Source organism: Acinetobacter sp. SK-43 (assembly GCF_015351505.1).
Lineage (GTDB): Bacteria > Pseudomonadota > Gammaproteobacteria > Pseudomonadales > Moraxellaceae > Acinetobacter > Acinetobacter junii.
Genome location: NZ_JADKPY010000080.1, coordinates 125,257 through 137,313, shown reverse-complemented (window position 1 = coordinate 137,313; position 12,057 = coordinate 125,257). Strand labels below are relative to the sequence as shown.

The 12,057-nt window shown below is 39.1% G+C and carries 10 protein-coding genes; 3 read left to right on the top strand and 7 right to left on the bottom strand.

Going from position 1 to position 12,057, the window contains the following annotated elements:
• The first annotated feature begins 94 nt into the window (after positions 1–94).
• Positions 95–472, top strand: coding sequence for an RcnB family protein (locus IRT38_RS15530; protein ID WP_004964056.1), 378 nt, complete (start codon positions 95–97; stop codon positions 470–472).
• A gap of 36 nt (positions 473–508) precedes the next feature.
• Here the strand turns inward: IRT38_RS15530 and IRT38_RS15525 are convergent, their stop codons facing one another.
• The 4 genes from IRT38_RS15525 to IRT38_RS15510 form a co-directional block, all read right to left on the bottom strand.
• Entirely contained in the window at positions 509–1,006 is a 498-nt protein-coding gene (locus IRT38_RS15525; RefSeq protein WP_004950384.1) for a phosphate-starvation-inducible protein PsiE, read from the bottom strand.
• A gap of 129 nt (positions 1,007–1,135) precedes the next feature.
• Positions 1,136–2,917, bottom strand: coding sequence for an acyl-CoA dehydrogenase C-terminal domain-containing protein (locus IRT38_RS15520; protein ID WP_194598183.1), 1,782 nt, complete (start codon positions 2,915–2,917; stop codon positions 1,136–1,138).
• 160 nt (positions 2,918–3,077) lie between these two features.
• Complete coding sequence (locus IRT38_RS15515) at positions 3,078–4,880, bottom strand: acyl-CoA dehydrogenase C-terminal domain-containing protein (protein ID WP_194598182.1); 1,803 nt, start codon at positions 4,878–4,880, stop codon at positions 3,078–3,080.
• 481 nt (positions 4,881–5,361) lie between these two features.
• The gene (locus tag IRT38_RS15510) at positions 5,362–5,739 is read right to left on the bottom strand and encodes a hypothetical protein (RefSeq protein WP_004908890.1); all 378 of its coding nucleotides are present in this window, start codon (positions 5,737–5,739) and stop codon (positions 5,362–5,364) included.
• Positions 5,740–5,869: 130 nt separating this feature from the next.
• Here IRT38_RS15510 and baeS point away from each other — a divergent pair, with 130 nt between their 5' ends.
• Together baeS and IRT38_RS15500 are read left to right on the top strand one after the other, a co-directional pair.
• Positions 5,870–7,537 (top strand): sensor histidine kinase efflux regulator BaeS, encoded by a 1,668-nt coding sequence (gene baeS, locus IRT38_RS15505; protein ID WP_194598181.1) that lies wholly within the window; start codon positions 5,870–5,872, stop codon positions 7,535–7,537.
• A gap of 47 nt (positions 7,538–7,584) precedes the next feature.
• Positions 7,585–8,268: a response regulator gene (locus IRT38_RS15500; RefSeq protein WP_100834006.1), complete on the top strand. Its 684-nt coding sequence runs from the start codon at positions 7,585–7,587 to the stop codon at positions 8,266–8,268.
• A 45-nt stretch (positions 8,269–8,313) separates the two neighbouring features.
• On the opposite strand, the gene IRT38_RS15495 is transcribed toward IRT38_RS15500, so the two are convergent.
• From IRT38_RS15495 to IRT38_RS15485, 3 genes are all read right to left on the bottom strand, one after another.
• Positions 8,314–9,390 (bottom strand): hypothetical protein, encoded by a 1,077-nt coding sequence (locus IRT38_RS15495; RefSeq protein WP_194598180.1) that lies wholly within the window; start codon positions 9,388–9,390, stop codon positions 8,314–8,316.
• Positions 9,391–9,987: 597 nt separating this feature from the next.
• On the bottom strand, positions 9,988–10,569 hold the full coding sequence (locus IRT38_RS15490) for a murein L,D-transpeptidase family protein (RefSeq protein ID WP_194598179.1): 582 nt from the start codon (positions 10,567–10,569) through the stop codon (positions 9,988–9,990).
• Positions 10,570–10,579: 10 nt separating this feature from the next.
• Entirely contained in the window at positions 10,580–12,022 is a 1,443-nt protein-coding gene (locus IRT38_RS15485) for a protein adenylyltransferase SelO (protein WP_194598178.1), read from the bottom strand.
• Positions 12,023–12,057: the final 35 nt, after the last annotated feature.

The following is a 12,057-nucleotide window of genomic DNA, read 5'->3' as shown; positions in this document are numbered from 1 at the left end:
TGATTACAAAGTTTTGCAATCTCATTCGTTTTATTCATGGTTTCTCCTAGAGTTTTGCTTAATCTGAGTTCAGATCAAAACAGAGGATCAAACAATGAAAAAGACAGTTATGTTGTTGGTATCAAGTTTATTATTTGGTGCATCTGCTTCAGCAATGGCAGATTCAAATCGTTGGAACAATCATCACGACTATAAAGATCGTTATGAGCAGCGTTACGATCGAAATGACCACCGAAATGATCATAGAGATCCACCGCGATGGTCAAATGCAGATCGTGGAAACCATTATGGACAACGAGTAAACTTTAAACGTGGCGAGCGTTTACCATCGGAATTCCGTAGTAAACGTTATGTGGTTTCAAACTATCGCTATCATCGTTTATATCAGCCACCACGTGGTTATAACTGGATGCAAGTACAAGGAAAATACGTGTTGGTTGATTCAAAATATCGTGTTTATCGAATCGCATAACTTAATGAATTTAAAAGCAGCCGTAAGGCTGCTTTTTTATGCAAGCTCATCGTCTTGAGGTCGAGGTGTTTTATTTGCTGGAATTTGCTGTTCCTGCTCTTTGCCTCGGATCACAGAGGGGTAGTTCCATGAAGCAAAACGGACAATCAGAATAGCCAAAGCTAAGATCAAAATGGATCCTGTGATGATGACCTGATCCATAGATGCTTTGTGGTTATGTTGAATATCTGCGATAAGCAAGCGTGTAAGTGCTGTGATTGCAACATAAATCAGAAATCGTACAGGCATATGGTTGGTTTTGAAGTAAATTCCAACCATAGCGCCAAGCTCTAAGTAGATAAATAATAATAAAATATCATCAATCGTCGCATATTTTTTGACGGTTAAAATATCAATTACGGTATGAACTGCTGACCACGCGATCATACAGCCAATAATAAACAAAGCTAAATAATGGAATGCTTCAACGGCATAGTGACCAAATCTGTCAAATAAGCGTTGAATGCTTTCGAGTCTCTCTTTTGAAGTCGGCATAAAGATTAAATATTCTATAAAAATGTATAAAGATATTATGCAATTGTTGTGCAAAAATTTAATTATTGACATAAAAAGCTACCTAAACCAGATGATTTAGGCAGCTTCTAACATTACTTTACTTTGGAGTTAAGATTGATTTGTAAAATAGTCTTCACTGAAGTTCATGATGAGATCAGAACCAGCTTCAACTTTCTTAATGCGTGCCTCTAACTCAGGCAAGATACGAGTCACAAAGTATCGAGCTAAAGCAAGTTTGTTTTGATAGAAGTCACCTGACTTATCTTTAGCAGCAGCAGCAATTTTTGCAAACATGTAGCTGAAGCTGAGTAAGCCAACCGCATGTAAGTAATCTACAGCAGCAGAGTTAGGGAACTCTACATTCTCAGCTGCTTGCTCAATGATGAATTGAGTAACCGCTTCTACTTCAGTTGCTGCATCTAAAGTTGCATCTTTAATGAAGTTCAAATCTGCATCTAATGTATTTGCAAAGTCACGAATTTCAGCAATGTATTCAGCGATGAAAGCACCACCATTCTTAATCACTTTACGACCGATTAAGTCTTGTGATTGAACGCCGTTTGTCCCTTCATAAATTTGAGAAATACGAAGATCACGGATGCACTGTTCCATACCCCATTCACGAATATAACCGTGACCACCAAATACCATTTGTGCATCTAGCGTTGCTTGGAATGCTGTATCTGTTAGATAAGCTTTAGCGATAGGTGTTAAAAGCGCAACACGGTCATTGGCTTTTTTAACAGCTTCAGCATCGGTTGAGAACTTCGTAATATCGAGCTGTTGGCCTACATAAACAGCAAATGCACGTGATGCTTCATTGTTAGCACGTACGTTTAGTAACATACGACGAACGTCACCGTGAACTAAAATGCTGTCTGCAGGTTTGCTTGGTGACTGAACACCTGAAGCGCTACGACCTTGTAAACGATCAGTGGCGTATTGTGCAGCATTTTGATAAGCAAATTCAGAAGCACCTAGACCTTGGATACCCATCGATAAACGTTCATAGTTCATCATGACGAACATCGCTGCAAGACCTTCATTTTCTTTACCAACGAGGAAACCTTTAGCACCGTCAAAGTTCATGACACAAGTCGCAGACGCTTTGATCCCCATTTTGTGTTCGATTGAACCGGCACCAACTAAGTTACGTTCGCCTAAAGAACCATCTTCATTTACAAGATACTTAGGTACGATAAATAAAGAGATACCACGTGAACCAGCAGGAGCATCAGGTGTTTTTGCAAGAACTAAGTGAATGATGTTTTCAGCTAAATCGTTGTCACCACCTGTAATAAAGATTTTTGTACCTGTGATGTTGTAAGTACCATCTTCATTACGTTCAGCTTTGGTTTTAATAATTCCTAAATCTGTACCTGCATGCGGTTCAGTTAAGCACATCGTACCAGACCATTCGCCAGAGTAGATTTTAGGTAAATAAGTTTCTTTTTGCTCTTGAGATGCATAGCTGTTTAATGCCATACCTGCACCCACAGAAAGAAGCGGGTAGAGCAAGAATGATGGATTGGTTGCGAATAACATCTCATCAGCAAGAACAGTCAGCATTTTTGGCATTGCCTGACCGCCCCATTCCTCATCAGCACCTAAGCCAATCCAACCACCTTCGGCATATTGACGGAAAGCATCTTTGAAACCAGCTGGAGTGAATACTTCACCATTTTCCCAACGAGCGCCTTCTTCATCACCTGTACGGTTAAGAGGATGAGTTACATTCTGCGCAAATTTAGCCATTTCTTCTAAAATAGCTTCAGCCGTTGCCGCATCTACATGAGCAAGTTTTTCATTAGCTTGCCAAAATTGTTCTGCGTTAAATACATCATTTAAGATGAATTTCATGTCTGCTAAAGGAGCATTGTAAATTGGCATAATCGTTCCCTTCTAGGCACAGGCTCTGTGCAAAGTGATCAAATAAAACGAACAAATAAATGAATAATCTAAATTTAGCATTGATTAAACAAAAAAAGGACGGTCAAAACTGACCAGTCCTTTTTTTGTGATGAACGTTGCATCTCACTCTAATCTATGATTAGAACGCGAAGTGTTCCGCATCAAGTTCAAACAATGGCGCAACACCAGTTGAAAGTACATCTACATGCGAGCGAACACGTGGCAGGATCTTCTTGAAGTAGAAGCGAGCAGTCGCTACTTTCGCATTGTAGAAGTCAACATCAGTTGAGCCTTCAGCCAGTTTCTCCTGAGCAACAAGTGCCATACGTGCCCATAGGTAAGCAAGTGTGACATAACCAGAGAAGTACATGTAGTCAACCGCAGCTGCACCAACTTCATCAGGGTTTTGCATTGCACGCATACCGATTTGCATCGTGATATCGCCCCATTCTTTGTTTGCAGCAGCCAATGGTGCAAGGAATTCTTGCATTGCTGCGTTGTCTTTGTTCGCTTCAACAAATTTATGGATGATCTTAGTGAAGTCTTTTAACATTGCACCTTGAGTTTGCAATACTTTACGACCTAACAAGTCAAGTGCTTGAATTTCAGTTGTTCCTTCGTATATGCAAGCAATACGTGTATCACGTACAATTTGCTCCATACCGTATTCAGAAATAAATCCGTGACCACCAAATACCTGAACACCATGTTTTGCAGATTCAGAACCAGTTTCAGTTAAGAATGCTTTAGCGATTGGTGTTAACAGAGACAAGATGTTGTCAGCAAATTTACGCTCTTCTTCAGTTTCGCCTTTTTCAACGATATCTGCATACTGAGCCAATAAGTAAACAAGTGCACGACCACCTTCAGCAAATGCTTTTTGAGTTAAAAGCATATTACGAACAGCAGGGTGAACAATAATTGGATCTGCTTCTTTTTCAGGCGCTTTAGGACCTGAAAGTGCACGCATTGCTAAACGATCTTTCGCATATGCTAAAGCACCTTGGAAAGAACCTTCAGATGCAGCAAGACCTTGAACGGCTGTACCAATACGTGCAGTGTTCATGAATGTGAACATGCAGTTTAGGCCGCGGTTTTCTGGTCCGATCAAGTAACCTTTTGCTTTATCAAAGTTGATCACACAAGTTGCGTTACCATGGATACCCATTTTGTGTTCGATTGAAGCACAACGTACAGCGTTACGCTCGCCAACTGAACCATCAGCATTTACAAGGAATTTCGGTACGATGAACAGCGAAATACCTTTAGTGCCTTTAGGTGCTCCAGGTAAACGTGCAAGAACGATGTGAACGATGTTGTCAGCCATGTCATGTTCACCAGCAGAGATAAAGATTTTCTCGCCAGAAATTGCATAGCTACCATCATCATTTGGTTCTGCTTTGGTACGAATAATACCTAAGTCTGAACCTGCATGAGATTCAGTTAAGCACATTGTACCTGTCCAAACACCTGATACAAGGTTTGGCATATACGTCGCTTTTTGTTCATCAGAACCATGGTGTTCAATTGTACGAACAGCACCATGAGAAAGACCTGGGTACATACCCCAAGACCAGTTCGCTGTACCGACCATTTCAGAGATGGCAATCCCTAAAGAGTTTGGTAACGCTTGACCACCGAATTCTTCATCAGCAGATAAAGATGGGAAGCCAAGTTCGATATATTTTTGATACGCTTCTTTGAAACCAGTAGGCGTAGTGACAACACCGTCATTCCAAGTACAACCTTCACGGTCGCCTGATTGGTTGATAGGAGAAAGTTCATTCTCACAGAAATCTGCCGCTGCTTCTAAATATTGATCAACCAATTCACGGCTTACGGTGCCCTGAAATGCAGGCAGTTTTGCGTAATGTACTTCAGCATTTAATAATTCGTGCAATACGAACTGCATATCACGTAAGGGTGCTTTGTATTGTGGCATAGCGGGTTCCTCAATACTGGTCAAACCAGAGTTATAATCTTAGTCAATGATAAATGTGCCCAATTAATGGCACCATTTTGTACCCCTAATCGTGCAACAAGTTATAGTTTGGTACAAGCTATTACAGGTCATTTCTTAGTGACTGCGAAGTCAAAGATTGTCATTTTGTCTGTATAAGCACTGAGATTGTATGTGTTTTTTCTAATTTTTACTTGTACTGCTTGTTTAAAATCGTAAGCAGCTGTGTAGTGGTTATTTTGATCTGAATTAATGATGATAATGTAAGTGAGATCATCGGAATCAATATTTTCACGATTTATTATGGCGCAACTTTGCAAACTTTCATCAGGTTTTTATTTTTAGATTAATTTTTAGAAAATGAAAGTAACCAGTACTCTTGAGTAATTATTAGTTATGATTTTATAAGTGTCTCGTAAGCATTGATAAAAAAAGGCGCTGTGAAGCGCCGTAATGAAGAGGGTTAAGTAGTTGGATGCATTTGACGCTTAAATTGTGATTGATCAGGGCTGAAACGGACTTCACAAGTACCTTCGATGACACGATTATTCCATTGAATATTCACGCGTTCACCAATGCGCTTTCCTTGACATGCTTGTTCGATCTTCGCTTTTTGAGCTTGATGATGTTGACGCATTTGTTCACGTTGTTCTAAACGCTGCTCACGTTTAGCTTGCCACTCGGCACGCTGTTCAGGGCTAAGATTTTGGCGCTGCATTGTATGATGACGATGATGATCTCTATTCATATTTTGTTCAGCAGGCGTAGTGGATTGGCAAGCTGCTAAAGCTAGTGTTGAACCCAGAACTGTGCTTAAAATTGCAATCTGAGTCTTCTTCATTTTTTATCCAGTAAACTACTTGCTCATTGATGAGTTAAAGATTAGACAATAATGATGAAGAAACAATGGAGAGTTTTTTTCTGACATGTTGGTTACAATCAAAAGGTAGATCCATGTTGAGACTATATATTTGAGTATCCGTCGTATTCCTATAGCTTTACGCTTATTCCTAACCGTCTTGTTAACAACTTTGTTGATCGCCACGATTAGTTTGGGGATTTTACATTGGACGATGCAAAAGAACTTTGCTCGATATGTTGCCGATGTGGAAATGCAAAAGTTAGATCGTTTGATTGCCAATTTGGGGAATGTATATAACGTTTATCAAGATTGGGGGAATGCGATTCAGGCGCAAATTTTACAAATCGAAGGAACTGCCGCACCAGATGACTATGATCGTTTATCACAGTGGTGGTTGCGTCGTCAGTACGACATTGCTTTGCAGCAAAGATACTTTAATGAACACACTTTATTAAGCATGTCTCCAAGCTTATCGCAAAATAATCCGGAAATAAGAAATCGCCAAATTTTTAATACCGAAGAGCTGAATATCCTCAAGCAAAATCTGCCGTCGGAATATCAACCATTTGAGGGTTTAAAATTTCCATTAAGTCCAAGTCAATTTAAGTTAAAAAAAGATAGTTCTGAGCAAAAGTCTAATAAGCAAAATGATGATACTCAAAATGGAAAAAAACGTTTTGTTTCGATTCCAGATCGATTGGGATTGAGTTCTCGCTTGTCTCTTTATGATGCAAAACATCAATTTGTTGTTGGTGAACCCGCAACAGATCAAATCTCTTACCGTCCGATTATGGTAGGGCAACAAGTAGTGGGTTATTTAGGTTTAAAGCCTGTGCTTGATCAAGATGATGCCTCAAGTATTAATTTCTTTAGTAATCAGAAACGTTATTTATTCTTGGTTTATGTGCTGACTGTATTGTCGAGTTTGGTTGCAGCATTGTTGATGGCAACTTATTTTAAAAAGCCAATCCAGCGCTTATTAAAAGCGACCTCAGAATTGACCAAGGGTAACTATCAACATCAGGTAGCGGTTAAGCGTAATGATGAATTAGGCGATTTATCTAATCAGTTGAATCATTTGGCTGATATTTTGCATCAACATGAAGAGTCACGTCGTCAATGGGTTGCTGATACTTCGCATGAGTTAAAAACGCCTTTAGCTGTATTACAGGCACAAATTGAAGCGATGCAGGACGGGATTCGTAAGGCAACACCAGAGCACTTAAATGCCATGATGTTGCAAGTCTCTAGTTTGAAAAAATTAACTCAAGATTTAGCGGATTTGGCTCAAGCTGATGCTCAACAACTTAAATGTTATTTTGCTGATGTAAATCCTTGGGAGATTATTCAGCAAGAAGTTGAAAACTTTAAATCAACTTTTGAACAGCATCAGTTAGAAGTCTCACTTTCTGGCGAAGGAGCGATTCTTTCATTAGACCGAGATCGATTTAAGCAAATCATTGTTAACTTGTTCGGAAATAGTGTTCGCTATACCGAACAAGGTGGGAAAATACAGATTCATACTCAACAAAATGCTAAACAGTGGATATTGTATGTGGATGACAGCCCATTTGGTGTGAATGATGAGCAGTTAGCACGTTTAGGTGAGCGTTTCTATCGTGTTGATGATTCTCGTACTCGGAGTACGGGAGGGACGGGTTTAGGCTTGGCTTTGTCTTGTAAATTGGCACAAGCATTGGGTGGTTCACTGACATTTGAGCATTCACCATTAGGTGGTTTGCGTTGTGTTCTGACTTTTCCAAAACAAATCAAATAACTTTTTATTCCTCTATTTCTGAGGATGTGATGTATAGGATGTAGACCATGAAACATATTATGTTGGTTGAAGATGAAGTAGAGCTGGCACAGTTGGTTCGAGATTATTTAGAGGCTGCTGGTTTTGAAGTCAGCATGTTTCATGATGGTCAAGATGCTTATACTCAATTTCAGCAACGCAAACCAAGCCTGATGATTTTAGATTTGATGGTGCCACGTATGGATGGATTAACGATTTGTCGTAAAGTCCGTGAGCAATCAGATTTACCAATTATTATGGTTACTGCACGTACTGAAGAAATCGATCGTGTGTTGGGGCTGAATATGGGGGCTGATGACTATATCTGTAAGCCATTTAGTCCGAAAGAGTTAGTTGCGCGAGTTCAAGCCGTGTTACGTCGCCTAGAGCGAAAAGCTGAGCCTGAACAGAATGATTTATTCCGTATTGATAAAGCTCAGCAACGAATTTGGTATCAACAAAAAGCGCTGACGCTAACGCCAACAGAGTTCCGTTTATTAGAATTGTTTTTAGAGCATTTGGGGCAAGTATATTCACGGGCGCAATTATTAGATCATATTAACCCTGACAGTTTTGATGTGGCAGATCGTGTAATTGACAGTCATATTAAAAATCTTCGTCGTAAAATTACCGAAGCTGCCGAAACAGGTAATCGTCATGAATGGATTCAGGCCGTGTATGGGGTGGGTTATCGTTTTGAATATCCTGAATAATTTTATGCTAGCCTTATGGTCTTCATAAGGCTAGCTTTTCTTTTTTTAGAAACACACCAAGAAACACATGATTTGTGACTTATCTAAACTTACATTAATTGTATCGCCATCTTTGGAGATGGTCACAGGTTTCTCAAAAGAAGTCCCTTCTTTCACAATATAATTCCAACGAGCAATTTGGTCGTTTGAGCCGACATATTGATTCCCCACATAAACATCAGTTCGTCCAACGACTTCAGTATGGCTAACATTTTTTTCATAAGAAAAATTTGCAATGAGAATGTATTCACCAGCAGGTAAGTTGGTAAATTTAAAACGTCCTTGATCATCTAAGATACGCGTAGACATGAAATGTTTGAGAATAGATTCTGGAATATGAGTTGGCAGCTTTTGATCACGTTTAACTTTTTCATACCATGCTTTAAATTCATCTGTCATCCAGATTAAACCAACGGCTTGTGTTCCTTTGGGTGGATATTGTTTTTTTGCAAGAATTGCACCTTTGTAAAATGCTTGTCCTGTGATCGTTGAATTACCAACAGGGCGAATTTCAGCTGTTGCTTGTTTTAGTGATTTTATTTTGACCGCTTTACCCGCGAGACAATCCTGCATCGTTGTTCGTGCTTGAGCTAAACCATCATAGTCAAGTGTGTAAATCGTGGCATTGTTCAATTTTAATTGTAGGTTTTTTTCTTTATCACGCATAGATTTAAGCGTTTGCTGAATATCTCCTGTGTTAACTGCAAGCATACCTGTACTTGAACTTGGCAAAAGTTGAGCTTTTAGGGGTGTCGCAGCTAAATCTTGCTGTCGGAGTTCGACTCGCATTTCTTCTGCTGTATGTGTGGTAGGAATGTTTTTACCTTGAAATAGGATCGTTGCATGTGAAGTTTTTTTTGTAGCACCAAAAATAGAAAAACTGTTTTCAGTATCTTTAGTAGAAATAAATCGAATAGCACAGTTGAGTTTAGGCTGGTTTAAGTCTTGTTTTAGCATCCAAACGCCAAGAGGAGATCTTGAAATGATTTGTGTATCTTCATCAAACGAAGGTGCTGCATGCAGCAGACACGAACTGGAAAGTGCAAAAGCAAATAGTATTTTGGTAAGTGTGTTGAAAGGCATCTGAAAACTAATCCTAATCATGTGTAGTTTATTGTTTTAAACCCAATTCGCTATGTTTCATTTCAATCTGAATGTATATGCTAAATTCACCATGAATTCTAGTCACAAAAGCTGAGTGCTGATCCAAAATTTAAAATCACCAAATCTTGGGAAGAGATTATATTGTGTTGTTTGAATTTTATACAAATTGTACTATCTTAGGCCTAAGACTTAAAAGACTAACAACGAATTTGATTGTGAGCTTATTTTTTACATAACTTTATTGGGGTGTTTGGATGTGTAGAATTCTTTCACAAAGAGATAAATCTAATAAGAAAAATGAGGCTTTAATTTTATCCTGTGGATAACCACAGTATTATCCACAGAAAATGTGGATAGTTTGATAATGATTTTGCAGAAATAATCTACTGGTAAAGTACTTAGAGAATCAATGAACGGTCTAGTATTAAGCGTATTTTATTAATTTACAAAAGCTTATGCTGATTTTTTAAGTGCTAGGGGATATAAATCTAGATGATGAACTTATGCTGTGAATAAGCCTTGTCCAGTTTAATCATAATACTTATCTCTAACACAGCTTCAATGGGCTTGATTCAATTATGGATGAATAATTATTTGCGTGCCATTTTTAACAAGTTGCCAAATTTCATCCATATCAGCATTTGTCACTGCAATACATCCTAAAGTCCAGTCTTTACGAGGCATATAAGTGGAACTCGCAGGGAATGATGTTGCAGGAGTAGGAACAGTGCCATGAATCATCACATCACCACCAGCTGACTTTTGCCGTTGCTTTGCATAAGCGAGATCATTCGGATTTGGATAGGAGATATGCAAAGATTTATAATAAGCACTTTGAGGATTGCGCCAGTCGATTGTATAAGTGCCTTCTGGTGTTTTACCATCACCTTCAAATTGTTTATGCCCCATCGGATTGAAGCCTAAGCGGATCGGATAGCTTCGAATGACTTGATCATGGTGTTTGAGTTTCAGTTGCCGTTGTTGTTTAAAAACTTCTATTGTCGTCACAAGCTTAGTTTTATTAATCTCTTCTATTTCTTGAGCTGAAAGAGCTGGGTGAATAGGAGCTAAGTTAGGAATAAACTTTTCATATTTATAAAAAGCTAATCCTAACAAAATAACAAGTAATGCAAATCCAATAGCCAGCCCTAATTTCATACAATATCTTCTATGATGAACAACTTACTGATATCTCAGGTACATCACTTGGAAGTGGGGCAGTATCTTGTTCAGTTTCTAAGTCTAGTTGTCGTGTGTAGGGTTGATTTAGCAACTTGAATAAACGATCAACTTCACTAAAGTCTCCACGTTCCGCTTGTTCAATGGCTTTTTGAGCCATGTGATTACGCAAAATGTATTGAGGATTCACTTGTTTCATTACAGCATCTAATTCATCCGTATCCTGATGTTCTCGAATTGTTTGATACTGTTGGAGAAAGCTATCAAACTGACGGATATCTAAACAATCATCACGAAGAGCTTTATATTGCCTATCCTGAAGGCGAATAAAACTTTGCGTATAGTCCAATTGTTCTGTTTGTAATATTCGTAAGAATGCAAAACTGCAATCCAAGCTGTCTTTATGGAAATGTGGCAGTCCCATTTTTTGGCACAAGCCTTGACCATAATGCGCTAAAAAAGCTGGCTCAAACTGTTCTAAACATTTTGCCAAATCCAGTTTGAACTGTTCTTTTTGTTCAGGTTTGGCTAGTGGAATCAGATTATTTAACCACGTCCACAGATTCCAGTGTCCAATGCTTGGTTGATTCTGATAGGTATAACGCCCCTGATAATCTGAGTGGTTATTGATCCAATTCGGACGGAAACGTTCCATAAACCCATATGGACCGAAATCTAAAGTTGAACCTGTGATATTGAGATTATCAGTATTCATCACACCATGAGCAAAACCCACCAATTGCCATTTCGCGATCATGATTGCAGTACGCTCAATCACGCTTTGAGCAAATGCGAGTATTGGATTCTCTGATTGTAGGCATTCTGGATAATGCCATTCGATACATTTTTCAGTGAACTCGGTTAATAATTCAGGTGCGTATTGATTGATCCATTCAAAATGACCGAGACGAATATGACAGTCCGAAGTGCGTAATAACATCGCACCAAGCTCTAAAGTTTCACGTTGTACGCCTTGCGTAGAGGTAGTGAAACCTACCGCATGACTTGAAGCTACACCAAGTGCATTGAGTGCATGACCCGCAAGATACTCTCGAATTACCGAGCGAAGTACGGCACGACCATCACCCATACGCGAGTAGGGTGTAGAGCCAGCACCTTTTAAATGTAAATCGATCGTTTCACCATGCTTATTGAGTATTTGTCCGATCAATAATCCTCGGCCATCACCCAATTGTCCTGCCCATTGACCAAACTGATGACCCGCATAAACCATGGCTAAAGGTGGGAAGTCGCTGAAGGTTTTTTGACCGCTGCAAATTTCAACCCAGTTAGATTTATCATCTGCATTCCAAAGTAATTCATCTGCCAGAGCCTCATTAAAGTGACCTGCTTTTGCACCACGTAAAGGGCTTGGTTGTTGTTGGTGATAGAACTTAGGATTCAGTGAATTGTAACGGGGATTAAATTGCATAAAATAAGGTCAAGAGATGGGTTGAGTAATCACTA